Annotated in this window: 22 protein-coding genes; 8 read left to right on the top strand and 14 right to left on the bottom strand. The window is 57.3% G+C overall.

Going from position 1 to position 25,767, the window contains the following annotated elements:
- Nucleotides 1–3: 3 nt before the first annotated feature.
- Nucleotides 4–744, bottom strand: a complete 741-nt coding sequence (locus tag WJM78_RS09805) for an FFLEELY motif protein (protein WP_339015396.1) — start codon at nt 742–744, stop codon at nt 4–6.
- 214 nt (nt 745–958) lie between these two features.
- Here WJM78_RS09805 and WJM78_RS09800 point away from each other — a divergent pair, with 214 nt between their 5' ends.
- Nucleotides 959–1,336, top strand: coding sequence for a polyhydroxyalkanoic acid system family protein (locus WJM78_RS09800; protein ID WP_108535639.1), 378 nt, complete (start codon nt 959–961; stop codon nt 1,334–1,336).
- 304 nt (nt 1,337–1,640) lie between these two features.
- On the top strand, nt 1,641–3,071 hold the full coding sequence (locus WJM78_RS09795; protein WP_339015393.1) for a wax ester/triacylglycerol synthase family O-acyltransferase: 1,431 nt from the start codon (nt 1,641–1,643) through the stop codon (nt 3,069–3,071).
- Between the two features lie 80 nt (nt 3,072–3,151).
- Here WJM78_RS09795 and WJM78_RS09790 read toward each other — a convergent pair whose 3' ends face one another.
- The 4 genes from WJM78_RS09790 to WJM78_RS09775 form a co-directional block, all read right to left on the bottom strand.
- A complete protein-coding gene (locus WJM78_RS09790; protein WP_108536816.1) occupies nt 3,152–3,952 on the bottom strand; it encodes a hypothetical protein in 801 nt (266 codons plus the stop codon).
- A gap of 13 nt (nt 3,953–3,965) precedes the next feature.
- Nucleotides 3,966–4,634 carry a TetR/AcrR family transcriptional regulator gene (locus WJM78_RS09785; RefSeq protein ID WP_339015391.1) on the bottom strand — a complete coding sequence of 223 codons (669 nt, stop codon included), beginning with the start codon at nt 4,632–4,634 and terminating at the stop codon, nt 3,966–3,968.
- A 1-nt stretch (nt 4,635) separates the two neighbouring features.
- Nucleotides 4,636–5,820 (bottom strand): patatin-like phospholipase family protein, encoded by a 1,185-nt coding sequence (locus WJM78_RS09780; RefSeq protein WP_339015389.1) that lies wholly within the window; start codon nt 5,818–5,820, stop codon nt 4,636–4,638.
- 93 nt (nt 5,821–5,913) lie between these two features.
- A complete protein-coding gene (locus WJM78_RS09775) occupies nt 5,914–6,492 on the bottom strand; it encodes a phasin family protein (protein ID WP_275930393.1) in 579 nt (192 codons plus the stop codon).
- 247 nt (nt 6,493–6,739) lie between these two features.
- On the opposite strand from WJM78_RS09775, the gene WJM78_RS09770 reads away from it, so the two are divergent.
- Nucleotides 6,740–8,710, top strand: a complete 1,971-nt coding sequence (locus tag WJM78_RS09770; RefSeq protein ID WP_042037779.1) for an SDR family oxidoreductase — start codon at nt 6,740–6,742, stop codon at nt 8,708–8,710.
- A gap of 36 nt (nt 8,711–8,746) precedes the next feature.
- Here the strand turns inward: WJM78_RS09770 and WJM78_RS09765 are convergent, their stop codons facing one another.
- Nucleotides 8,747–9,643: an esterase/lipase family protein gene (locus WJM78_RS09765; protein WP_339015387.1), complete on the bottom strand. Its 897-nt coding sequence runs from the start codon at nt 9,641–9,643 to the stop codon at nt 8,747–8,749.
- Nucleotides 9,644–9,815: 172 nt separating this feature from the next.
- Between WJM78_RS09765 and WJM78_RS09760 the strand changes: the two genes are divergently transcribed.
- From WJM78_RS09760 to fabA, 5 genes are all read left to right on the top strand, one after another.
- On the top strand, nt 9,816–10,136 hold the full coding sequence (locus WJM78_RS09760) for a YebG family protein (RefSeq protein WP_042037781.1): 321 nt from the start codon (nt 9,816–9,818) through the stop codon (nt 10,134–10,136).
- A 292-nt stretch (nt 10,137–10,428) separates the two neighbouring features.
- Entirely contained in the window at nt 10,429–11,706 is a 1,278-nt protein-coding gene (locus tag WJM78_RS09755; RefSeq protein ID WP_339015384.1) for a site-specific integrase, read from the top strand.
- 419 nt (nt 11,707–12,125) lie between these two features.
- The gene (locus WJM78_RS09750) at nt 12,126–12,941 is read left to right on the top strand and encodes a hypothetical protein (protein ID WP_339015382.1); all 816 of its coding nucleotides are present in this window, start codon (nt 12,126–12,128) and stop codon (nt 12,939–12,941) included.
- 574 nt (nt 12,942–13,515) lie between these two features.
- The gene (locus tag WJM78_RS09745; RefSeq protein ID WP_042037784.1) at nt 13,516–15,492 is read left to right on the top strand and encodes a Lon protease family protein; all 1,977 of its coding nucleotides are present in this window, start codon (nt 13,516–13,518) and stop codon (nt 15,490–15,492) included.
- A gap of 81 nt (nt 15,493–15,573) precedes the next feature.
- On the top strand, nt 15,574–16,134 hold the full coding sequence (fabA, locus tag WJM78_RS09740; protein WP_042037785.1) for a 3-hydroxyacyl-[acyl-carrier-protein] dehydratase FabA: 561 nt from the start codon (nt 15,574–15,576) through the stop codon (nt 16,132–16,134).
- 84 nt (nt 16,135–16,218) lie between these two features.
- Here the strand turns inward: fabA and rmf are convergent, their stop codons facing one another.
- The 8 genes from rmf to pyrD form a co-directional block, all read right to left on the bottom strand.
- The gene (gene rmf, locus WJM78_RS09735; protein WP_005315693.1) at nt 16,219–16,398 is read right to left on the bottom strand and encodes a ribosome modulation factor; all 180 of its coding nucleotides are present in this window, start codon (nt 16,396–16,398) and stop codon (nt 16,219–16,221) included.
- A gap of 159 nt (nt 16,399–16,557) precedes the next feature.
- On the bottom strand, nt 16,558–18,192 hold the full coding sequence (locus WJM78_RS09730; protein WP_339015379.1) for a DUF3466 family protein: 1,635 nt from the start codon (nt 18,190–18,192) through the stop codon (nt 16,558–16,560).
- Between the two features lie 8 nt (nt 18,193–18,200).
- Nucleotides 18,201–20,111 (bottom strand): ATP-binding cassette ATPase Uup, encoded by a 1,911-nt coding sequence (locus tag WJM78_RS09725; protein ID WP_339015377.1) that lies wholly within the window; start codon nt 20,109–20,111, stop codon nt 18,201–18,203.
- 72 nt (nt 20,112–20,183) lie between these two features.
- Nucleotides 20,184–20,414 (bottom strand): glutaredoxin family protein, encoded by a 231-nt coding sequence (locus WJM78_RS09720; protein ID WP_108536998.1) that lies wholly within the window; start codon nt 20,412–20,414, stop codon nt 20,184–20,186.
- Entirely contained in the window at nt 20,414–22,591 is a 2,178-nt protein-coding gene (gene rlmKL, locus WJM78_RS09715) for a bifunctional 23S rRNA (guanine(2069)-N(7))-methyltransferase RlmK/23S rRNA (guanine(2445)-N(2))-methyltransferase RlmL (protein ID WP_339015375.1), read from the bottom strand. Before rlmKL ends, WJM78_RS09720 begins: the two co-directional genes overlap by 1 nt.
- Nucleotides 22,592–23,321: 730 nt before the next feature.
- Nucleotides 23,322–23,825 carry a hypothetical protein gene (locus WJM78_RS09710; RefSeq protein ID WP_287147326.1) on the bottom strand — a complete coding sequence of 168 codons (504 nt, stop codon included), beginning with the start codon at nt 23,823–23,825 and terminating at the stop codon, nt 23,322–23,324.
- A gap of 262 nt (nt 23,826–24,087) precedes the next feature.
- The gene (locus WJM78_RS09705) at nt 24,088–24,624 is read right to left on the bottom strand and encodes a cell division protein ZapC (protein ID WP_339015373.1); all 537 of its coding nucleotides are present in this window, start codon (nt 24,622–24,624) and stop codon (nt 24,088–24,090) included.
- Between the two features lie 87 nt (nt 24,625–24,711).
- The gene (gene pyrD, locus WJM78_RS09700) at nt 24,712–25,722 is read right to left on the bottom strand and encodes a quinone-dependent dihydroorotate dehydrogenase (RefSeq protein WP_212513194.1); all 1,011 of its coding nucleotides are present in this window, start codon (nt 25,720–25,722) and stop codon (nt 24,712–24,714) included.
- Between the last annotated feature and the right edge of the window lie 45 nt (nt 25,723–25,767).

Raw genomic sequence — 25,767 nt, 5'->3', positions numbered from 1 at the left:
CTGTCAATCCAGCACGCTGGCATCCCCATCAAACAACGCCGCCATGATGGCGCTTTCCCGGCTGGCGATGGTGTCCAGAAACTCGTTGGCTTTCCCCATCTGATGGCAGACCCGATAGCCTCGGTCGACAAACGAGAAGAGCTCGCCAAGGCCTGCCAGATGGGCCGGTCCCGACATCAGTTTGAGGGTGGTGCCAAGGAAAGGCTTGCGGGCCAGCCTGTCCAGGGTGAGCCCCAGTTCGGTGACCAGGGTTATCTGATGGGCGCGCCGCTCGGGTTCACCCACCTCCCGATAGGCGAGGGCATACGCCTCTGCCGTCAGCCGATGGATGGCGCCACTGCGACGCAGCGCCACCACCATCAGGTAGTCGAGCTCCTCGGAGAGGGCATCGAGTTCGATCGCCTGCGCCAGCACCTTGAGCCCGGACTCCGGCAGGAATCGCTCGGCGGTGGGCATCACCCGCATCACGTCCGCATCGCGGCGGGCACAATCGCCAGGACCATAGAGATCCGTCAGGAAAAACGCGGCAGCCGGGCCATAGCGTTTGCTCTGCAGCAGATCGCCGTGGGTGCGGCCCAACCGATCCGCCTGCCACTGGCGCAAGCTGTCCCTGTCTTGTTGATCTTCCGGGTGGGTGCGCATCTGTTCACGCAGGGAAGCAACCCGGTTGAGCTGGCGATAGAGCCGCCCCAGGGTACTCTCGTCGGCTTGCGGGTCATCGGCTATGTGTGTCTCTTGGGTCATATGCTGCTCTCTGGTGACCTGCACCGAATGGCCTGGCGGCTAGATAAAACGAGGGCATGAACCCTGAAGGGGAAGCGGGGCTGCCACTCAGGTACGCCTTTGCCTGTTAGTGTAACGCGAGCGGGAATGAGGAGAAAAGCATGGAGCATTTACTCAACCGTCTTTGTTAAGTGAGTCCCAATTATGTTGCAAATGGCTTTCACTTGTTTGATTCATGTGTTTAATATCAGTAAATGTTGTCACCGCTCAGAGAGTTAGCATGTTTCTATACGATCCCCTTGTCGGCAGCAGCCTGTCGACCATCAAGGTCAACCGCCAGCATCCCTTGGGATTAGCGGGGGTACGGCTCGCCGCCGAAGCCATCGCGCAGGACATGAGCGAAGAGTACGAACTCGACTGTGAGTGGGAAGATGAAGAGGAGACCCGGCTGATGTTTCGCGGCGCCGGGGTCAATGGCTTTCTCTGCCTGACCGACAACAGCCTGCAGCTGGAGGTGCGTCTCGGCCTGATGCTGCTGCCGGTACGCAGCGTGCTGGAGCAGGAAATCCTCGAATATGTCGATCATCGCCTGCCTTGTCCCTGTCAGGGATAACCCGGGGCAAGAATTCAAATATTCACTTAATACCGTCGCCGACAATAGCTGCGAATTAGCACATTTGTATATTAATTGAACGATACATACCCTCCGGATAACAATAAATCGGGAGGGTATGCACGGGCTGATTATTTGTTCTGCGATAAAATATTCACGGCGCTACGTGTCGTTCTGTCCAGACAGAAAGAATTAATCGAAGCGTATTGGCACCAACATATAGGACTCCTGTTTGTTCGCCATCGATAATGTGGTTTTCATGAGAAGGCCGCGGACAAATAAGCGAAACGGTAGGGAAAATACCATGTCACCCTGTGAACTTATCTCCTGTGTCGATACCGCCTGGCTGCGGATGGACAGGCCCAACAATCTGATGCAGATCGTCGGCGTGCTGATGTTTGATGGTCAGTTGGATGAAGCCCAGCTGCGTGCCAGCCTTCTGTACACTCTGAGCGTGCAACCCCGTTTTCACCAAAAAGCCAGCCTGGAGGGGGGAGAGTACTACTGGCGCGACGATCCCGATTTTGATCTTGACCAGCATCTCAAGCGGGTGATCCTGCCGGGCAAAGCTGGCAAGGAGGAGCTGGAGCGGCTGGTGGCCGATTTTGCCTCCACCCCGCTCAACCACCAGCGCCCCCTGTGGGAGATGCACCTGGTGGACACCTCCCTCGGTGGGCAGGCGCTGGTGGTGCGTTTTCATCACGCCATGGGAGACGGCTTCTCCCTGGTGCGCGCCCTGCTTACCATGATGGATGACAGCCCGACCCCGGCGCCACGTCCGCAACCCGATCCGATTACCGGCGAGCATGATGACGACGAGCAGGACGCCCATCAAGGCAGCCGTCTGCTGCGGGCCGGGCTCAAGCTGACCGGTACCCTCTGGTCCAAATATGTCGAGGTACTGACCCATCCCACCAAGGCAATGGATTACCTCAAGACAGGCCGGGATGTGACCGCCGAGCTCTACACCATCGCCACCCTCTCCGACGATGCCAAGTCCCGGCTGAAGGGGGAGACAGGCAGCGCCAAACGGGTGGCCTGGTCTGAACAGATCCCGCTACCGGACGTAAAAGCGGTAGGGCGGGTGCTCGGCTGTTCGGTCAACGATCTGCTGATCGCCGCCACCGCCGGGGCATTTCGCCACTATCTGCTGGCACAGGGGGACGAGGTCGATGACATCGAGATCCGCACGCTGGTGCCCGTCAATATGCGCGCGCCCGACGACAAGGGGGCCCTTGGCAACCGCTTCGGGCTGGTGGCCCTGGACTTGCCCATCGACATAGCGCACCCGCTGCAGCGGCTTCATGCGGTGCGGGATCGGATGCAGGCGCTGAAATCCTCCCTGCAACCGGCGGTGGTGCTGAATCTGCTGGAGGTGATGGGCATGGCCCCCAGAGCGGTGCAGCAACAAGCCATCGACATTCTGTCGGCCAAGGCCAGCGCCGTCATCACTAATGTGCCCGGCCCCCAGCAGACCCTCTATCTGGCCGGTGCCCGCCTGCGCCAGCCCCTGTTCTGGGTGCCTCAGGCCGGTGACATTGGCGTCGGCGTCTCTATCCTCTCCTATGACAACAAGGTGCAGCTCGGCCTCATCACCGACAAGAAGCGGGTGCCGGACCCTGAGCTCATTGCCCTGCGCTTCGCCGTGGAGTTCGAACAGCTGCTGTTGCTGGTGCTGATGGAGCCGGATCTGCTCTACGATCCCGAGATGCTGGATCAGCTGCTGCACGGCTGAGCCTCTCTGGCACGCCACCCGACATGAAACAAAGAGGCCAACCCTGGGGTTGGCCTCTTTCATTGCGCAGCACCGCCGTACTATTCGTCCTCCAGCTCCTCACGGGCGGCTTCCACATCGAGCCGCTCCATGGCATCCACCGGCGCGCACTCGGCCGCCTCGCCGTAGAGCGCCTCGGCGGCCGCCATCTTGCTCTTGCCATGCATCATCACCATGGCATTGGCGTACTCCATGCGAGCGATGGCGGAGTGGGGGATGATGGCCAGCGCCGCCTTGAAGTGACGATCGGCCTCCTCCTTCTTGGCGCCATAGGTGATGCTGCCTATCATGGCACCCAGTTTGTCGATGATCTCCGCATGCCAGGCGCCGAAGGCGATGTGCGCTTCCGCATGGTCGGGCGCCAGCGCCAGCGCCTTGTCCAGACTGGTCTTGATCTTGTCGCCTATGCCGAGCGAGAGTGCCTTGGAGACAGAGATTACCTGGCTGTAACGACCCAGCGCGAGGGCGTGAAAATACCAGGCGTTGGCATTATCGGGCTGGCGCTTTTGCAGTCTTTCGGCGTTGCTGGCCGCCAGTTCGAACGCCTCCCGCTTGGCATACTTGTCCTCCAGCAGGTAGCTGGCATGGATCACCAGCGCCTTGTTCACCACGTTGAGGCCAGCGTCACCGGCCTCCAGTCCCAGCGTCACCGCCTGACCAAAGTCGCCGGCATGGTAGGCACGCCAAGCCGCCTGCACCTGTTTGTCGGCAGGCCAGGGCTCGGCATCCCCCTGATGCAGGCGGGCCCAATGTTGCTTGAGACCGGCCCCCGCATAGTCATAGGCCGCTTCCGGCCAGGGGAACGGGGTGAAATCGGACAATTTGGGTTGTGAAGTGGTCATGTTGTTCTCCCTGTTAAAAATCGGAATCCTGTTCGCTCGTCGCAAGAGACGGGCGGTAATGAATGGCGATAGCATCCAGATGGGCACGGGCATTGGGCCGCAGGCGAGGGGCCACCAGCTGCATCACCTGAAACACCCCGAGGGCAATGTCAGCATCGGCACGCGGGTGCAACGCCCGCTGATAGGAGATCCAGAACGTGCCCACCAGCGCGATATTGGCCGCCAAGGCACCGATCTGGGCGTCGCTGCCCAGCAGCAAGCCACTGCCGGCCAGGCTGTGGCAGATGGCGGCGGCGGTCTGTTCCTTGCGCCGTAGCAGGGCCGAGAAGCGCAGCTCCACCTTGTGATTGCCGCTCATCAGGGTGCTGATGTCGTAATAGAAGAAGCGGTACTTCCAGATGAGTTCGAACATCAGGTGCAAAAAGAACCAGATGTCTTCCGTCTCGTCCAGCGGGGGGGTGACTGTGTCGAGCAGATGGGCCATTTCCTGTTCGAACTCGCCGAACAGGGCGTTGACTATCTCTTCCTTGTGATGAAAGTGGTAATAGAGATTGCCCGGACTCATCTCCAGCTCGGCCGCGATGGCGGAGGTGGTGACGGTCGGCTCGCCCAGCATGTTGAACTGGGCAAGGGCGGTGGCCAGGATCCGCTCCCGCGTCCGCCGCTTTGGTTTGCTGTCCATGCTACTCCTTCAAATGGCGACGACCCTTGCCGCCATAGCGGCGGGTCAGCCAGTGTTGCAACCGGGTCAGTGAGATATCCAGCGCCGCCACAGAGCCGGTGCCCGGAGTCAGCAGGGAGCGCTGCTCATCGGCCAGCGCCCCGAGATCCAACTCGAGGCCATGTTTGGCGAGAATGGGGCCGAGCTCGGCCCGCCGCTGCCACAGATCCTGACGGGTATGCTGGAAGGCGTGCTCGCACAGATGGCGCCGATCCCGGTAACTGAACACATTGGTAAAGAACATCTCGCCATCGGCCGGGGAGGGCTCAAACAGCAAGGCATCGGCCTGTGGATACTGGTGCTTGTAACGATCCATCCCCACGTGCATGCGCGAATGGATGATGGCGCGAAAGGTCTGGGCCAGCACCACCGGCAAGCCACTCTCCACCAGACTGGCAGGGTATTCACTCGCCATGCCAGCATCAAACGGTACCAGCGGGTTGATGCAGAACACCAGATCGGCCCCTTCCTGCAGTGCCACCGAGGCGTGCAGCGTCTTGATGAGGGCCCCGTCCACGTAGTAGCGGCCATTGATCAGCGACGGCGGAAACAGACCGGGCAGGGCGGCAGAAGCCTGCACTGCCGCCGAAATGGGCACCTGATCCAGCCCAGGGCTGCCAAAGGCGACCGCATGGCCAGTATCGAGCTCGGTGGCGATGACAAACAGACGGCTCTTGAGTTCACGAAAATCGTTGCTGCGACCCCGGCGAGAGAAGAACTGGGTCAGGATCCGGTCCACCCCGCGACTGTCGAACAAACCGGTCGGGATCGCCTTGGACAAGCCCTGCAAGGAGCCAAGCAGGCTCTTGTGCCAGGGGGCTGAGAGGTAATCGGCCAGACATGCCCAGGCCAGTGGCGGCAAGGAGGAGATCCGCTTCGCGTATTCTCCGAAGGCGGGACGCAGCAGGGTGGAGGGATCAAAAAATTCGCCGCTGTCGTCGCTGAGCAGGATCCGCACCAGCTTGTCGGGGGAGATGCCATTGGCCAACGCCGAGGCGATCACGGCCCCCGAGCTGACCCCCACATAGATGTCAGCCTGCTCGAAACGCAGTCCCTTGATGCTGTCGGCCAGAGCGGCGCAGGCTCCGATCTCGTAAATCCCTCCCAGAGGGCCCCCTCCGGCGAGGGCAATCGCAATCGTGCTCATGACATGGCCTCCCTTCTCAAGCAAAACCGGCCCAGCAAGAGGGCATGGGCCGGTGGGTTATGATGCAAGGCCAATCAGGCGTTGCCAGGCAGATTAGAAGAGGGCTGTCTCGCCTTTCTCCTTGACCTCTTCCACTACGTTCTTGACCTCAGTCGCCAATGCCTTGACCTCTTCTTTCACCTTGGCGATGGGCGCTGCGGCTGCTTTCTGCACCGGAGCTTTCTTGACGACGGGTTTCTTGGCCGCAGCAGCAGCCGGTTTGGGCTCCGCGGCTGGCACGTCCTCTTCATCCTGCGAATCGATGAGTTGTTGCACCACCTCGGTCAGCTCGGCCATGCGCTTGGAGAGCTTGTCGATATCCTTGCGGGTCGGGATGCCAAGGCTGGCGACGGCACGGGCCACACGATCTTCGAACACCTGCTCCAAACGGCCCCAGGTGCCTGTGGTCTTGTCCGTCATGGCAGCGATCTTCTCGTCTGCGCTCTGACGAGTACGGGTCTGCAATGCCTCGCCTTCCTGTACCAGGGCTTCGAAGATCTTGCCCCCTTCCTCTTGCGCCTTGGCGTAGGCGCCCAAGCCCGCCAGCCAGATCTGCTGGGTGGATTCCTTGATGGTTGAGGTGAGCTGGTTGTCGGTCACCGAGCTTGCCAGCGCTTTCAATTTCTTGGCCATGATTGTTTCCTTACTGGTGAGTGAGATATAGGTAATGACGACAACCTTGGTACATTCGTTGTGGCATTACTGAGCTTTCATCCTCAGTTTATGGCGAAAAAATAGAGGGTTCTACCTAATAACGGAACAGCCAGTCGTGGTATTTTTGGTCTGGGTCACGAAGATGATGTTCAAATGAACATTTCCATTTGAAGCGTGATATATCTAACGACAACTAACAGCCCAATCAGTAAGGGAAATAAATACCATGGACTATTTCATCACGGGGGGCAGCGGTTTTATCGGCCGCCGGCTGATTAAAAAATTGCTGCAGCGCCCGAATAGCCGTGTGCACTTTTTGATGCGCGCAGCCCATCTTGAGCGGATACCCGCTCTGCTGGACTACTGGGGCGTCGACGCGCAGCGCGCCATTCCGGTCGTCGGGGACATGACCCATCCGCAACTCGGCGTGAGCGTGGCCGAGCAGGAGCCGCTCATCGGCCAGATCGATCACTTCCTCCATCTCGCCGCCATCTATGATCTCAACGCCAAGGCGGGCATTCAGCAGCAGGTCAATGCCGAGGGCACCCGTCAGGCCTTGCAACTGGCCGAGCGACTCGGCGCCCGCTGCTTCCATCATTGCAGCTCTATCGCGGTGGCAGGCCTGTTCGACGGCCTGTTTAGGGAAGACATGTTCGATGAGGCCGAGCACCTCGACATGCCCTATTTCCAGACCAAGCACGAGGCCGAGGGCATAGTGCGCAAGGAGAGCACCATCCCCTGGCGCATCTACCGGCCCGGTATAGTGGTGGGGGATGCCAATACTGGCGAGATGGACAAGGTGGATGGCCCCTATTACTTCTTCAAGACCATCCAGAAGCTACGCCGCATGCTGCCGCCCTGGATGCCCGCCATCGGGGTCGAAGGAGGACGCATCAACTTGGTGCCGGTCAACTTCGTGGTGGATGCCATCGATCACATCGCCCACCAGGAGGGAGAGGACAACAAGGCGTTCCACCTGACTGACTCCCATCCGATGCGAGTTGGCGACATGCTGAGCACCTTCGCCCGCGCAGCCCATGCACCCGAGCCCGCCATTCGCATCAATGCGGCCCTGTTCAGCTTCATTCCCCGCCATCTGATGACCATGCTGATGGCGCTGACGCCGGTGCGGCGTATTCGCGATGCGGCGATCGCCGATCTCGGTCTGCCCAAGGATATCTTCCGGCTCATCAACTATCCCACCCGCTTTGACAACCGCGAAGCCCAGCGGGTGTTGAAAGGGACCGGTATCGAAGTGCCCCCACTGCACAGCTATGCCTGGCGGCTGTGGGATTACTGGGAACGTCACCTCGACCCCGAGCTGTTCATCGATCGCACCCTGCGTGGCCGAGTCGAGGGCAAGGTGGTGCTCATCACCGGCGCCACCTCCGGCATCGGCAAGGCCACCGCAAGAAAGCTGGCCGAGGCGGGAGCAACCGTGCTGACCATTGCCCGGGACGAGCACAAGATTGCGCAGACCCAGGCCGAGTTTGCCGAGCTGGGCTTGACCCTGCAGGTCTATCAGGGGGATCTGGCTGATCTCGCGCAGGGGGAGGCGATCACCCGGCAGATAGTGGCCGAGCATGGCGGGGTGGACATCCTCATCAACAATGCTGGCCGCTCCATCCGCCGCGCCATCGAGGACTCTTTCGAGCGCTTCCACGATCTGGAGCGCACCATGCAGCTCAACTACTTCGGCACCCTCAAGGTGATCATGGGGGTGCTGCCCACCATGATCGAGAAGAAGAAGGGCCACATTATCAACATCTCCTCCATCGGGGTGCTGACCAATGCGCCGCGCTTCTCCGCCTACGTGGCGTCCAAGTCGGCGCTCGATGCCTGGGTGCGTACCGCGGCGTCCGAGTTTGCCGACAAGGGGGTCAACTTCTCCATCATCAACATGCCGCTGGTGAAAACCCCCATGGTGGCGCCGACCAAGGTGTATGAGCAGGTGCCCATGATGACGCCGGAAGAGGCCGCCGATCTGGTGTGCGACACTATCATCAACAAGCATGTGCGGCTGGCCACCCGTCTCGGGGTATTTGGTCAGGTGATCCATGCCCTGGCGCCACGGGTGGCTCAGGTGATCATGAACACCAGCTTCCGCACCTTCTCGGATCCGAAAGCGGGCGGCGAGTCCAAGGCCTCAGCAGATCAGATGGCAGTATCGACCCTGATCAAGGGCATTCACTTCTGATATCAGAAAGCGTGAAATAAACCGGGGCCTGAGCAATCAGGCCCTTTTTGTTTGTAGCTGGGGGCGGGCGAGCAGGGTCAGCAGCAGGGCCGTGGTGCGGCGCGAGTAGATGAGGGAGAGATGGCCAAGGGCCGAGATCTCTATGTCCTCCATGCCTTCCATGCGCTGACGGGACTGGGGCAGCACAAAGTTGTCATGACTGGTGCGCACCGAAATCCCGGGCACACATAGCGGCACTGCGGCGAAACGCTGCAGCCATCCGGAGCCGGGCTCCATCTCCCGTGCGTTGTCTCCAAGACCCATGGCAGCCAGCTGGCTGCCCTGATGCGGGGTCGCCAAGGTGATGAGTTGCGCCACCTTGCCCCCACCGGCCAGGGCCAGGTAATCACGGCACACCAGCCCGCCCATGCTGTGGCCAATCAGCACCAGCTGAGCGGCGCCGGTGGCGGCCAGCACCTCATCGATGCGCCTGGCCAGCAGGGGGACCATGTCATCGAGATGACCGAAGGGAGGGGTCAGGGTCACGGTGGCGACCACGTGGCCAGCAGCTTCCAGGCGGGCACGCTGCAGCCGCCAGATCCCGCGACTGCAGCCGTAACCATGTACCAGCAACAGGGGCAGGGGAGAAGGGCGGAGCCTGTCAGGCGCCATCAGCAGCCGCTCAAACGGCAGCAACCAGGTGAAGGTGAGCAGATAGGCGAACATCTCCCTGATCACCATGTGCAGCCAGGCACGCAGACCGATGGCGGGAACAGGGTAGAAACGGGAGAAACCCCAGGTCAGCAATACCACCAGGCAGCGCAACCCTAATAGCGCCAGCACCACAAACAGCAAGGAGAGCAGGGGAGAGAGACCAATGACCAGATGAGCGATGCCCCCGAGGAGCGTCACTTCAACCAGCAGCAGTATGAGCAGTTGTCTTGTTATCGTCATGAGCCCATCATCCGACTTGCGTCAAGTGGATGTCAAATGACCCTTTCATCAATGTGATAACGGCCGCGTAATGGGTCCGACCACCATGATAAAAGCCCGTTGGGCAGGGTTATTTGCAATACTGTATATCCATACATATACTGGTGTTCACTATCATGAGGAGGACGCCACTATGGCCGTTGAGATCAAATATGTTGTCGTGCGTGGGGGAGTGGAGAAGATGACCTTTGCCAGCAAGAAAGAGGCAGATGCCTATGACAAACTGCTGGATACCGCCGATGAGTTAATGACCCTGCTGGCGGGGGCTCCTGTCACTCTCGAACCGGAACAGCAGGAGAGCCTGGCCTTCTACCTGGCCGAACAGCGTGATGTACTGCAAAACGTGCTGCGCGGTGGCAAGGGGCAGGGGAGCCCCAAAGAGGAGCCACAGCAGGCTGCAGAGAAGATCGATGCCGACAAGCCCAAGGGAAAATCGCTTAAAAGCGTGGCCTGAGGGGCGCAGGAGGGATGCTGGGTTAACCTTATCCCAAGGGAGCCCTTGCAAACCATTCACATATGTAGCATTAAAAATCATTTTTATGGCTATTTACCCCGAGAATTTTCCAACAGAGGTGCATATCCATTGAATAGCGTCAGAATGGGGTGCAAACCGGTTGCAACGGACGATCCAGCCTCATACACGTCCTGATTATTCGTCACACAGTGATGCCGATAACCCCATTTATCGGCATCAACTTTTGAGCGAGGCTACCGGCCTCCATCCCATGAACCAAGCAAGCACCACCATGACCTCTATATTACTTCCGCCCGCCATGCCGCTGTTTGATGGCCTGGCTCACCTGGAGGCGGGCAATCCCCAAGTCAATCAGTATCTGGCCAACCTCAGCCTGAACAACGTACCCGATGCGGGGCTCGTCTACGAACTGGCGGTCGACTGGCTGCTGGAACAACGCCACAACGAGAACAACTACAAAACCTACCGCAGCGAGTTGACGACATTTCTGCACTGGTGTTTCAGCGCGCTGGCTATCAGCCCGAAAGATCTGACCCGGCGCATCATGATGCGCTACCTCGACTACTGCCAGGCACCGCCAGAGCAGCTGATTGCCTACCGCAACGTGGCGCAGTTCATTCTCGACAAGGAGTGGGGAGAGCGGCTGCCCAACCCATTGTGGCGACCGTTTCTTGGCAAACGGGAGCTGGGCCGCGAACTGCCATACCGCCTCAGCGAGCAAGCAATGAAAACCAAGCTCGCCATCCTGTCAGCCTTCTTCCAGTTTCTGATCCAGGAAGAGTACATGGACAGAAATCCGGCACTGCTGCTGCAGCGAGTCAAGCGACCGGTCCAGCAGGAGCCCGATGATCAGGGCCAGGCCTTCAGCGAGCTGCAATGGTCTTACGTCATGCAGGCCGCCGACCAACTGGCAACCGGATCACCGGATCAGCACGAGCGCAGCCGCTTCCTGATAAGCCTGATGTACGCCTGTTATCTGCGCATTTCGGAAGTGGCCGCCAGACCAGGCTTCACACCGGTCATGGGCCAGTTTCGCCGCGATGGCAAAACCGGCGTCTGGGGGTATTACATTCCACGCAGCAAGGGCGGCAAGCGGCGCACAGTGGCGGTATCCCATGCCTTGCTGGAGGCCCTCGAGCGCTATCGGATCTTCCTGGGGTTGTCGCCATTGCCGGCACCCAATGAACAGACACCGCTCTTTGTGCGCCACAAGGCCGCCGCACACGGCCGGGAACAAGGCGAACTCAATGCCAATCTCGGGATCCGCCAACTGCGTGAACTGGTCATGACGGTCATCCAGACTGCCGCTAACCTGGCTGAGCAAGACGGTTTTGCCCAAGACTCAGCCGAAATGCGCAACCTGACCCCGCATTCCATTCGCCACACCGGCATTACCCACGACATCAATCTCAACGGGCGGCCGCTATCCCATGTGCAGGCCGATGCGGGCCATGACAGCATAGACACCACCTCCAAATACCTGCACACCGGCAACAGAGAACGCCACGAAAGCGCCAACCACAAACCGCTAGACCGACTGCACGAATGAACAGGCAAAAATGAGAGATAACAAGTTAAATGGCATGCCAAGTGGCCAACCCAATAGCCAGAATCTGCAGCCTGATAAACCAACATCTGACACCTCGTTCTGTCCAACAAACTACAACTGCGCATAATGTTCAGTATTTATGTTGAAAACTGGCCCCCGCGATAATCCCGCAGAGGCAGGGGGTCCTCCGCCAGGTGTCTGTTTGCCTGGCGGGGGATTTTTCATATAAATCGCATTATGCGCGGTGGTCTGTGTGCTCTCACCCCCCACCCCTAGGCGTAATTGTCTATCTCCATCACGTTCTGTAAGAAAAAATAGAGACAGGGCTAGATCGCGCGAAAATATTGCCAGTAGAATCCCCTCGAATTCAAATGACCCCACCTAAAGCTTGCCGGTGCGCCCGGCTCTGAGAGAGAAAAATGAAAGGGAATTTTATTGTTGCATCTGTATTTTCGATTGCAGCTTTAACAGGGTGCTCTTCCACCCCCAAAGATTTGGGGCAGCCGTTCGTTCAGGATAAGAGCAAGAGCGTGGCGTTGAACGTCGCGGGTTACGCGGGTTACCCGTATCTGCTGAAAGACAATTCCTATAGCAAAGGGCTGGACACCGTTGTCACCTCAACGAGCAATACTTTGCTGCTGGCAAATGACCTGAGTGGTAGCTTGGGCTCCATCGGTGGTGGAGCGCTCGGTGCGGGTTTGGGCTTGATTTCTGGTTTGGTTGCTCAGTATCCGCTTGATAAGGCGAAAGTATTTACAGCCAAACTACAGCCAGGTGAGGACTACAGATCGGCGGCTACCGCGCTGCGGGTTCTGAAGGAGAATTACCAGAAAAGGGCAAAGGATGCAGACGAGTTCGAAGACTTGAACGGTTTCTTCGAAAATCCAAGTCTGGATGCGTATGTCTGTGAACCGACGATGCTTAGCTCTTGGGATTACAGCTGTTTCGATCCGGCTTACGAGGGCTTTGATCTCTATGTGCGGGCCATCCGACCGGCTACGGGCAATGAATTTCCGCAGGTAATGCCACTGGACAAAGGAAACTACGGTGTCTTTTTAATTAGTAGCGGTAAGGGTGGTGTCTTGACCCCGAAGAAGGATGCGCCCGACGCTTATTTCTATATGGAAGAAGGTTCATATGTCCTCGGTGGCACTAACACGATCCTGCCACGTGTCGCTCCTCGTGAAGACGGCAAGCGCCTCGTGTTCATCGACGGTAAAGCGACCCTGATCTGATGGCCAGCCAACACTTGAGAGTGGCCCAGGATGCTCTGCGCGGGGCCAGGACGATAGGCGACTTGCCCTCTGCGGAAACCTGCATAATCGCCATGAAGATCGCGACAGTGCACATTGCGGAGCGGGTAAAGTGTTCGTTCCACTCTGCAATCAAATCGGGAGCCCCGGTGTACCGTGCATTCAACCTCACGCACCAGGATGTGAAGGCACACAAGCATGCCAATTTGCTGATGCTCAATGGGTTGGATGTGCCGGTGTCCTTCTGCGAAGGGGAGATTGACTTGCCACAACCGCAACAGTTTCGTTACCGGAGCATCTGAAATTGAGCCGGGCAAGAAGTAGGCACCCAAATAGTTGTCTCATTTTAAGGCTGTGAGGTGTCTAGGGAACTGGGGGCGATTCACCGGCCTAGCAACAAGGAGAAGTCAAGGGGCCTACCGGCCCTTTGCCTTACCCCCAAGCCTGACCGCGCATAATGCATATTATGTTAAATGCGATATCTTGTTTCCTGTTCCCACTAATTGAACTGTGTATAATGGCAACAATTGATCCTATCTCTGACCGGATGTCTTAAGTGGCTGAATTAACATCAGAACAACTAAAACCCGCTTTTTCGATTGAACAGTTCACTGCCCTCAGCAAGATCGAACCCATACCTTTCGCCGCCTTGCAACCCAGAGCCATTTCTGGCATCAAACGTCTCGCCAGTTTTGATGGCGACTGCCCGGTCATGCTGCTCAACGGCTTCCCCGGTGCGGATTATGAAGGTGTGTGTCAGACGCTGATTGCCGCCTCAAATGGCAGGGATGGTGACCTGTTCGATCTCTGTTACACGGAGAACCTGAACAACCCGTTCAAACCAATCTGGTTGCGTCTGCAGCCCGGTAGCGGCGTCGAGTTTTGTGAAATGGTTGGCGAGCTGCTCAAGCTGATGAGCCACCATCTGGATGCCGAGCGCCTGGTCACCCGCATCATGCGCAAGCAGAACAACGACCCCAAGATCGATGACTTTCTCTCCGATCTGGCGGCTCATGTTGCCCAGGGACTCGAGTTCCAGCATCCCGTGCTGATCAACCTGCTGATCCATCATGAAGAGCAGGAAGCCCCTGTGATTTATGGCCGGGATCTGAACTGGGATACCCTGTTTGGTTCCATCAACTATCAGACAGAGCAAGGCTCAGTGTATGCCAACCAGCATCTGCTTGAACCTGGCCTGTTACGCCAGGCCAACGGTGGCTACCTTATTTTGCAACTCGACGAGTTGCTGGATCAGCCCCACCTCTGGTTCAAGCTCAAAAATGCCATCCAGAAAGGCGAACTGGACTGGAACGCCTATCAGGAAGGCAAAACCCTGACCCCCTTCTTTACCCCCGAAGCGACCCCTATCCGGCTGAAGCTGATCCTGGTTGGCGATCGCCTAGAGGTATCCGAGTTCCAGATGTTGGACAGGGACATGTCCGAGCGTATCTTTCTGCGCGCGGATCTGGTGTCAGAAGTCAATATTGAGGAAGACTTGCCAGAGTTCCTGCAATACCTCGCCTGGATCCGTGAACGCTGGGCTCTGCTGGACTTCACCCCGGCGGCCCTCGCCGCCCTCTGTCGTCATGCCAGCCGCCTGTGTGACCATCAGGAGTGGCTCTCTCTGTCCGAGATCCAGCTTGGTGCCATCATGCGCATGGCTGACAGCCTAGCCCGCGAGATGGAAGCCGACACCGTGACCGATGAGCATATCCGGTTGGCGCAGGAAGAGCAGGACTACCGCCTCAACTACTTGGTGGAGCAATCTGATCAGGGTGTCATTGATGGCCAGATCCTGCTGCAAACCGATGATGAGGAGATTGGTCAGATCAATGGCCTCTCCGTCATTCAAGTCTCGGGCCACCCTTATGATTTTGGCGAACCGGTACGTCTCACCGCGACCGTGCACTTGGGCGATGGCGACATTGCGGATGTCGAACGAAAAGCGGAGCTGGCTGGTCATATCCACGCGAAGGCGATGATGATCATCCACGGTTATCTCTCCAACAAGTTTGGTGCAGAGACCCCCTCGCCGCTCTCTGCCAATCTGGTGTTCGAGCAGTCCTACCACGAAATCGATGGTGATAGTGCCTCTCTGACCGGCCTGTGTGCCCTGCTCTCCGCCCTCGCCCGCCAGCCCATCTATCAGCATTTTGCCGTTACTGGCGCCGTCGATCAGTTCGGCAATGTGCAGGCCGTGGGAGGTGTGAACGAGAAGATTGAAGGCTTCTTCCGGGTATGCAAGATCCACGGCATCACCGGTAAGCAAGGCATCATTCTACCGGGCACCAACATCCAGCAGTTGAACCTCTCCGACGAGGTGATTGCCGCAGTCGAGGCAGGTCAGTTCCACATTCATCCAGTGGATCATGTGGAAGAGGCTATCGAGTTGCTGACCGGCTGCGTGGCGGGTGAACCGGATATGCCGGATACCTTGTTCGGTCGAATTCAGCAGCGCCTGGACGAGCTCAATGGCACGGCGTTCAAGGGGGGCTTGCTCCGTCGCCTGCTGGGCCGGTTGTTCGGCTTATAATAAAAGAAGTGATCGGAGTTGTTTAGCGCACAAGTGTACGCTAAATTGGCTCGGCTTTGACCCATATGAAGGATAAACAGCGTGACCCTAGACAATACCGCCATTGATGCCCGCCTTTCCCTGTGTGAACAAGGTAAAGACTCGTTTACCCGTGAAGAGTTGCTTGCCTGCAGCCGTGGCGAATTATTTGGTGAGGGTAACAGTCAGCTGCCCGCCCCCAACATGTTGATGATGGATCGCATCGTCAAGATCAACGATAACGGTGGCGAGCATGGCAAAGGCGAGATCCTGGCAGAGCTCGACATTACGCCGGACCTCTGGTTCTTCGATTGCCACTTCCCGGGTGATCCCGTGATGCCTGGCTGCCTGGGGCTGGATGCCATGTGGCAACTGGTCGGCTTCTTCCTCGGCTGGAAAGGTGGCCCGGGTAAAGGTCGTGCTCTGGGTGTGGGCGAAGTGAAGTTCACTGGCCAGATCCTGCCGACCGCCAAGAAAGTGACCTACAAAATCACCTTCAAGCGTGTGATTAACCGCAAGTTGGTCATGGGGATCGCCGATGGCGTGGTGGAAGTAGATGGCCGCCCCATCTATAGCGCCACCGACCTGAAAGTGGGCCTTTTTAAAGATACCACCGCATTCTGATCAACTGATCCAGTGGTAAGACAGAGATAACGTAAAGGGGCCGCGATGGCCCCTTTCCTTTTGTAATGAGTGATGAAGTACCTACTACTTCATGAAGAGGCCTGAGCCCCGCCCTTCCATGGCGTCACGCCAACCACCAAGCCAATGCCCTCTGGCATCCAGACATTGATACGGACATGCTTCTTTCTGTTTGCCGACAACGCCAGCCTGATAACCACGAGCACGAGCTCTTTCCAGACGGTCCCGTTTCTGTCTCTTCATCATCTACGACCCTCTTCGTGGAACAAAAAAAGCGACCAATTTTTCATCGGTCGCTTTCATCTTTACCCCACAGAGTGGACAGGGTCAAACAAAAAATTCCATGCTATCCGGTCATTGTGACACAAGACACTGAACCACATTAATTTTTAGTGACATGCCTTTTTATCGTTGGTAACGACGCAGCCAGGTAAACGGCAGAGCCAGCAGAGTCAACCAGAACAGGCTGCCACCACCGCTGCCGCCATCCTGGCCAGTCTGGTTATTGACCGGCGCATTGGCAACCACGTAGTTGGCAGGTTCATCGTTTTTGAAATCTTTCACAACCGGTGCCAGCTTCACGCTGACCACAGTAGCATTGCTGCGGTTGTTGAGATCGCTCTCGCTGTTGTAGCGATAAGCCGTCGCCGCCACGGTACCATTTGTGCTGATGCCGCTGGCATAAACGATGTGATAGTAGTAGCCGTTCTGGGCACACTGCTTGGCACCGGCATCGTCCAGACCACAGATGAGGTCGTTCAGATACCAGTTGTTGCCGGTCGCCGCGTTGAGCAGGAAACCTTCCTGCATGCGGTTGGTACCATTGACCACAGGTTGGGTCTGGTGACGAGAATCACGCCAGCCAACGACCATATTGTGGTTGTTGATGGCAGCAGCTTCTGAGCCTGCACCGCTGATTGGGCGATCTTGTAACGGCACACTCGCCGTCTGTTGGGTGTTCAAGTTGAACACGAACATCTCGACCGGGCGGTTCTGGCCCTTGTTGATGCGATAGAGCTGGTTGCCAATCACATAACCGTTGTCATTGACCCCCACAGCCCAGCTGTGTTGCAGCTTGGCGTCATCCTTGCCCGGCTCGCCTTCGGCCAGCGGTATGATTTGGGTGGTGCCCACCTTGCTGTTATCCAGATCCAGCGTCCAGTATGCCGCCAGATTGCGGCCATCCAGGTAGTTGGTACCTATCTCGCCGGTAGAGGAGTAACCCACCCCGTACAGGCTGCCGTTGAATTCACCAACGGCGAGCGCGGAGGCGGTCTGCACCACCTCGTTGCGACCACGGGCATATTCATTGGCCTGGACCAGCTTGTTGAAGGTGCCGGCGCTGTCGAGCAGCCAGAAACTGGCCTGTGTGTTGAGACCCGGACAGTAGCGATAGTCACCATACTGACCATCGTTGCCGGCGAAGCACCAGTTATAGGGCTCGGAATTGACGGCGATGTTCTTGCCGGTGGCCGCGGTGCCGGTCACCAGATACTGGCCATTGTCCAGCTTCTTGATGCTGGTCGGCACGCTCAGACTGTGGCTGCTGGCGCCATCCTTGAGGTTGACACTGTTGCCGTCATTAACGACGGCAAATGCGGTGCGCAGCTTGCCATTCATCTTGTAACCGACCTGAGTACCAGGCACGTCACCCAGTGCAGTCACCAGACCGTCAACTTCACTGCGAACGACATAACCCACGTTGCTGCGTTGATCGACAGCATCCAGGAAGTCACGACGCCACTGGAAGGCGAAGTTGCTGTTGTCGCTCCAGAAGGCGCTGCAGACCGAGTTGGAGAGCATGCAGCCCTGCTCAAAACGGAAACGATCGACCAGGAAGTCGGCAAACTGCACGGTCGAGAAGTGCTCGGCCATGTTGTTTTTGGTGTTGATGCCGATGAGCCCGTTGCCATCGGCACTGATCCCGCTGGCATATCCCTTGTCAGACCCGTCGACAATGGTGAAAAAGGGGCTTTGTGCCGCCTGGGCATGCAGGCTGGCGCTGACCAGAATGGCCAGCATGGATAATTGCTTTTTCATCTACTTCCTTAGTCCTGATGTTTCAACGCTTCCAACTCCTCCCAACGGGAGAAGGCTTGTTCCAATGCAGCCTCTGCTGCATTCAGGGCATCCAGTTTGAGCTGGGTTTGATCGCTCGGCAGGGCGAAGAAACCGGGATGGTTTACCTCGGCCTGCAGGGCATCAAGCTCCGTCTCCAGCTGTTCCAGTCGTGCAGGCAGATTATCCAGCTCCAGCTGCAACTTGTAAGAGAGTTTTTTGGTTTTTGTGACCGCCTGGCTCGCCACAGCGGCAGGCTCTGGCGTTTTGGCCTGCGCCACTTTCGCCGCCTGCTGCGTGCTTTGCAAGGCACGGGTCGCCATCATGTCGGCATACCCCCCCACGTAATCACTGATACGGCCATCCCCTTCAAACAGCCAGCAGCCGGTCACAGTGTTGTCGATAAACCGACGATCGTGGCTCACCAGCAACAGGGTGCCAGGATAGTCAGCCAGCAGCTCTTCCAGCAGTTCCAGCGTTTCGACATCCAGGTCGTTGGTTGGTTCATCAAGGATCAGTAAATTACTGGGCTTCAAGAACAATTTGGCCAACAGTAAACGGTTTTTTTCGCCTCCTGACAAGGCTTTCACCGGGGTACGTGCCCGCTTGGGTTCAAACAGGAAGTCCTGCAGGTAACCCAGAATGTGGCGGGAACGACCGCGTACCATCACTTCCTGCTTGCCCTCCCCCACGTTCTCCATCACCGTCTGCTCGGGATCAAGCTGATCACGATACTGGTCAAAGTAGGCGACTTCCAGCTTGGTGCCGCCCTTGACCAGGCCACGGCTGGGGTCGAGTTGACCGAGCAGTAACTTGATAAGCGTGGATTTGCCGCAACCGTTAGGGCCCACCAGAGCAATCTTGTCGCCGCGCAGCACTTGCAGATCCAGCCCTTGGAACAGGGTACGATCGCCAAAGTCCAGCCCCAGCCCTTCGGTTTCGAACACCAGCTTGCCGGAGCGATTCACATCGTCCATTTGCAGCTTGGCCTTGCCCTGCAGCTCGCGACGCTGGGAACGCTCCATTCGCATCGCCTCGAGGGCACGAACACGCCCTTCGTTGCGCGTGCGGCGCGCCTTGATGCCCTGACGCACCCACACCTCCTCCTGGGCCAGCTTGCGATCGAATTCGGCATTTTTCAGCTCCTCGACCCGCAGCCACTCCTCTTTACCCAGCAGGTACTGATCGTAGTTGCCAGGCCAGGAGGTGATCTCGCCGCGATCCAGATCGATGATCCGGGTCGCCAGCTTGTGAATAAACTCCCGATCGTGAGAGATGAAGACGATGGCGCCGCGAAAATCCTTGAGGAACTCTTCAAGCCAGTTGATGGCTTCGATGTCCAAGTGGTTGGTCGGCTCATCCAGCAGCAACAGATCGGGGTCACAGGCCAGTGCCCGGGCCAGTGCGACTTTGCGCAACCAGCCACCGGAGAGGCTATCCAGGGTCGCGTCGGGATCGAGGTTCAGCAGGGTCAGCACCTGGCTGATACGGGTTTCGAACTGCCAGCCATTCTGATAATCGAGCTGTTCTTGCAGCTCGCTCATGATGCGAATGTTGGCATCGCTGGGATCGTGGGCCAGCTCCATGGAGATATGGTGATACTGCTTGAGCAGCTCGCCGACACCAGCCAGCCCTTCGGCCGTGTAGTCAAACACGGTCAGATCGCTGGAGGCGGGCGGATCTTGCTCGAGGCGAGTGACCTTCAGATCCTGCTGTTGCACCATGCGGCCATCATCGAGCGGCAGTTCGCCGGCGATGACTTTCATCAGGGTGGACTTGCCTGCCCCGTTGCGCCCGACCAGACAGAGACGCTCACCGCGCTCTATGCTGAGCTCGGCATTGTCGAGCAACGGGAAGTCACTGAACGACAAGCAAGCGCCGTGCAATGTTAAAAGAGCCATTTTCGTTCCTTATTTCATATGAAAAAACGGGCGACAGACTGGGTCTGCTCCCGTTTCATCGTCAAATCAGCATTAATCCTGACGTGCAATCCAGGCCTTCAACTCAACCCGTGTGAAGGGCCAGCCCAGCTCACGCCCTGCCTCATCCCGCAGCACCGGAATACGCACCCGATAGGCGGCAAGCCACTGGGCATCGTCCATGATGTCGCACTGGCGAGTCTGGTCAGCCAGTCCGGCCTCCTCCACCAGCCCCCATGCTTGTTCGCACAGATGGCAGCCGTCGGTGTGAAACAGGGTCAGCATCAAGCTTCTGCTGGCGCCTCGGCGTGGGTGATGATCCAGCAGTTGTGGATATGCTGGTTACGCTCGAAGTCCTTCGGTCGGGTCTGCTGGGTGATGTTGCGAGCCTTGAGACCTGCGGCCTCAAGGCCAGCCAGATCCATCTTGAAGTGGCGCTTGTTGTTGGAAAACACCAGGGTGCCATCGGCCGCCAGCAGACGCTTCAGGTGCTGCATCAGCAGCAGGTGATCGCGCTGTACATCGAAGCTCTCGTCCATCCGCTTGGAGTTGGAGAACGTCGGCGGATCGATGAAGATGAGGTCGTACTGCTCATCCGCTTCCGACAACCACTTCAGGCAATCGGCCTGCACAAACTTGTGCTGACGGCCCACCAGCGAGTTGAGCCGCATGTTGTCCTGCGCCCAATTCAGGTAGGTGTGGGACATGTCGACCGTGGTGGTCTCGCTGGCACCGCCAAGACCTGCGTGCACAGTGGCACTGCCGGTATAGGCGAACAGGTTCAGGAAGCGTTTTCCCTTGGCCATCTGACCCAGCATGCGGCGAGTCTGACGGTGGTCGAGGAACAGGCCGGTATCCAGATAGTCGTAGAGGTTGACCCACAGACGGGCACCGTACTCCTGCACTTCCATCCGGTGCTGCTCGGCGGCGAGCTTCTGATACTGCTGTTTGCCCTCCTGACGCTCGCGCACTTTCAGGATCACCTTCTCGCCGTCCATGCCGGTCACCTTGATGGCGGCCTGCACCATGTCGAGCAGACGCTGGCGGGTCTTCTGAGCGGGGATGTCCTTGGGCGCGGCATACTCTTGCACCACCAGATAGTCCTGATAGCGGTCGATGGCGGCGTTGTATTCCGGCAAGTCGGCGTCATAGAGGCGATAGCAGTCGATGCCCTCTTTGTTGGCCCACTTCTCGAGGGTTTTAAGATTCTTGCGCAGGCGGTTGGCAAAGTCCTGCGCCACCTCTTTTTGGGATGCCACGGAGTCGAGCGCGATCTGATAGTTACGCAGCTGACACTCGAGCGCCCCGTTGAACAGACGATATTGCTTGTCGGCACGCAGACGCAGACAGCTCAACAGCTCGGGCGAGGCAGAGAGAATGGAGACGCGCCAGCCCTGGAAGCTGCGACGCAGGGCATCGCCGAGGGCCTGGTGCACTTCCAGCAGCGCCGGGAATTCGCCAAGACGCTCGCCATAGGGCGGGTTGGAGATCAGCATGCCGACCTGACGGGCCTCCCCTTCGACGCTCGCCATCGGCAAGGGGTTATCCAGTGCACTGACTTCGGCCTGCTTGAAGGTAATCAGGTGCGCCACCCCGGCCGCCTTGGCGTTATCGCGGGCCTTCAGCAGCACGCGGGGGTCGGCATCGCAGCCAAACAGCTTCACTTCGCAGCGCTGCATGCCGCGCTTGGCGCGCACCTGGGCTTCCATCATCAGGCTCTGCCACAGCTCGCTATCGTGTTGCAGCCAGCGATCAAAACCGAAGCGCTCGCGGCGCAGGGCCGGCGCCATGTCGGCGGCGATGAAGGCAGCTTCAATCAGCAAGGTACCGGAGCCGCACATGGGATCCATCATGGACTCACCAGCCCAGCCGCTACGGGCTATCATGGCGCAGGCCAGGTTCTCTTTGAGCGGCGCTTCGCCTGTGCCCTGACGATAGAAACGCTGGTGCAGCGCCGGGCCTGACAAGTCCAGCGTGATATTGGCCTTGCCTTTGCCCAGGTGCGCCATGATGCGGATATCCGGCGACTTCTTGTCCACATCCGGGCGCACGTGACCCCGCTTGGTGAAGCGATCGACGATGGCATCCTTGATTTTCAGCGCGCCGTACTGGGTATTGCGAATGGCGGGGTTGGTACCGGTAAAGTCCACCGCTATGGTGGAGGTACCGGAGAAGTGCTCTTCCCAGGGGATGGTGTGGGCGCCCAGATAGAGATCCAGATCGTCGTTCATCTGGAATTCGGACAGCACCAGCACGATACGGGAGGCAAAACGGCTCCACAGGCAGGCCTTGTAGCCAATCGCCAGTTCGCCTTTAAAGTGGACGCCAGCAACGGTCTCACGGACCTGCTCTGCGCCCAGGGTGGTCAGCTCGTCGGCCAACAGGTTTTCCAGCCCCTTGGGGCAGGTTGCAAAAAATTCTTTCATCACGCTCACGGGGAACCCATAAAAATAGTGCCGCATTATACCTTAAGAGCCGATCCGGAGCAGCAAAAGCTTGGTGATGACGCCAGAAACAGGGCGTTTATCCCCGCCCATTCTGCCATCCCTTGATACCAGGTCAGCCATGCCAGGCATCCGATGATGCCTTGAGCAAGGTCAGCTGATGGGGTGACAGGGTATCGCCGCACACTCGCGGCAACCTGCGTCGAGCTAGACTTCCCTTGCCAGCAGGCAAATATCATCAACATCCGTGACGCGGCGGATATAAACACATCATGACTGCCATATTTGACAGGCGCCAAACAAGGCTCTCTGAGTTATTGTCCTTGCGACAAAGCATGTACTTTCGTTACCCCGTGTTTTGCCCTCCCGTTATCGTCCGTATACAGGAGGGCTATTTTTTTACTGTCCGCTTCCCCCATTTGTTAAACTGCCAGACTGTCATATCTATCAGGTTTCAGGCACCACCATAAGCCTTAGACTAGTTTGGTGGCTGGAATAACAGCTTATCCCTCCTGTAGAGTGTTTTTGCGCCCTCTCATCTTCTTGATGCGAGGGCATTTTTGTTAGCTGCATTAGAGTATGAAAATAATGCTGTTGGCCATGGCCGACATCTGGATTGAAAAAACTCGCTTGCTTTGGATGATGTCACTGGATACTTATCATTCGTGATCTATTCAGACTGACTTGGCCATAAGCCAAATATAAGAAACCCGCATCTCGCGGGTCTTTTAGAGCCATAAAAATGGCATCAAATTGCCCAACGCAGGCCGAATGATGTCACCGCCACGTGTTTTCTGCCGGGCACATTATCCAGCTTGGGGGCATACCCGATTTCCAGAGCCAGATTTTTATACCCCAGGCTGACTACCGGCAATACCGCAAAGCCATTGATGCCTGAGCCATCAAGATAACCAGCCTGCAGCCCCAGACCGGCGAAGAAGCTCTCGGTGAGATACCACTCCTTGCGATACATAAAGCCTGCATAGACCGCAAACTTTTCGTAAGAGTCCTCATAACCGCCACCACGCAATGAGAGTTTGCCGGTATCGCTATCCCCCAGAAAAACCCAATCTATCCCGAGGCCCGGGTTGATATTGTTGAAGTCACAGGTTTTTCCGTGCGGTCCTTTTGCCGCTTGGCAATCACTGTGGATTGATGCTCCATAGATGAGGACCGACAGATCTTCTGTCGCAGAGACTGTGAAAGGCAAAAATAATAGACTACTAGTTAGTAGATACTTGTTTATTGTCATGAGTCGTTTCCCTGATCATGTTGCTGACACGTATCAACCGGATACACATCTATTACACAGCACAATTTTGAGACTACGGCGTTTACAGGTGAGCCTCAAGTGGCACAGCTCACATTTGCAAGGTTAATAGCGGTGAACGAGAAAAAATATCAGTGTGACCAGGCAGGAATTGTCATGTTGCATTCATAATGAAGAGAAATACCCTGAGTCAGGATGACATCAGGTTATTTTACACCCTCCTACAGAAGACAAGAGCGAAACATCAGCCCACCTGACGGTATTGTGTCTGGGCCGGTACTCTGGCGATCATGCGGTTGTTCATGACCTTGATCACCCCGAAACGGGGCAGGATCTTGCTGGCGGTCAACATCAGATCATCCGTCAGATTCAGACAGACACTGGCCTGTTCACCCGCCTCGATCACCATGAATTCCCCCTTGCCATGAAGGGTGGTCATGCACACCAAGGCTCCGGTCTCAGGAATAATAAAGGGATGCACTTCACCAAAGAACCAGCTTTGCGGCATCATGGGTTTATAAAAGCGACTGACAGCGATGGCATTGAGTACCAACTGGACCTGATGGGGGGTGCTCCAGTCGAGTTCGACAGCCTTGTCCATTAACTGATAATAGAGGGCAGCATCGTCCACGCAAAAAGGCTGGGTAGTGAAGGAACCGGGTACAAGCTGGCGCCCTTTATATTCGGTAGCGAATATCATGCGATCGGATAAATCCAGCATCAGACGATCATGATGAGCATCATAATGCCACTGCCAATTGTCATTGGGTTGGATACACATGGGGGCGCCCTTACTGAAAGTCGTTACTCGACTTTATTCCATGTCGAGAATTTCAGCAACTTTAAATAAAGGGCACCCATTTATTTCTTAAATATGGGTCACAATCTCTTTGACCAGATTCGGGCCTTTATAAATAAATCCGCTGTAGATCTGGACCAAACTGGCACCCGCTGCCAGCTTCTCCCGCGCTGCCATGGCGCTGTCTATGCCCCCCACCCCTATGATGGGCAGTGCGCCGTCCAGTGCTTTGGCCAGCTGACGGATCACCTCTGTGCTCTTGTGCTGCAACGGACGCCCACTGAGGCCACCCGCCTCACCGGCGTGGGGCATGTCATAGATCATCTCCCGCTCCAGGGTAGTATTGGTGGCTATCACGCCATCGATCCCGTTTTTGATCAAGGACGCGGCCACCTGATTAATTTCATCCAAACTCAAGTCCGGTGCAATTTTAACGGCGAGCGGCACGTACTTCTTATATTGGGCAGCCAGCTCCTGCTGACGGACCTTGAGCGCGGCCAGCAACTCATCGAGTGCATCGCCGTATTGCAGCTGGCGCAGACCCGGGGTATTGGGGGAAGAAATATTGACGGCAATATAGCCAGCATGATCATAAACCTTGTCCATGCAGATCAGATAGTCGTCTTTGCCCTGCTCTATCGGGGTGTCCTTGTTCTTGCCGATATTGATGCCGATGACACCCTGATATTTGGCTTTCTTGACCTGGGCGACCAGATGGTCAACACCCTTGTTGTTGAATCCCATCCGGTTGATGATCCCCTCTGCCGGAATAACCCGGAACAGACGAGGTTTGTCATTGCCACTCTGGGGCTTGGGGGTCACTGTACCTACTTCAATAAAGCCAAACCCCATGGCACCAAATGCATCGATACACTCCCCGTCCTTATCCAGACCCGCAGCCAGTCCGACCGGATTGGCAAAATAAAGCCCCATGACAGTGACGGGGCGTTTGGGCAGTGAATGGCGGAAGAAACAATCCAGTGGCGTACCGAGAAGGCGGGGCAAATATTTGATGGAGAGATCGTGTGCCTGTTCAGGATTGAGCTTGAACAAGAAATGCCTGGCGAGGGGGTACAACATTTTTGCTCCTTAAAAAAGCCCCGGCAACTGGCCGGGGCTTTAGGG

Source organism: Aeromonas popoffii (assembly GCF_037818705.1).
Classification (GTDB): Bacteria; Pseudomonadota; Gammaproteobacteria; order Enterobacterales; family Aeromonadaceae; genus Aeromonas; species Aeromonas popoffii.
Note: the sequence above shows the minus strand (reverse complement) of the source record. Positions and strands in the feature narration are given on the sequence as shown.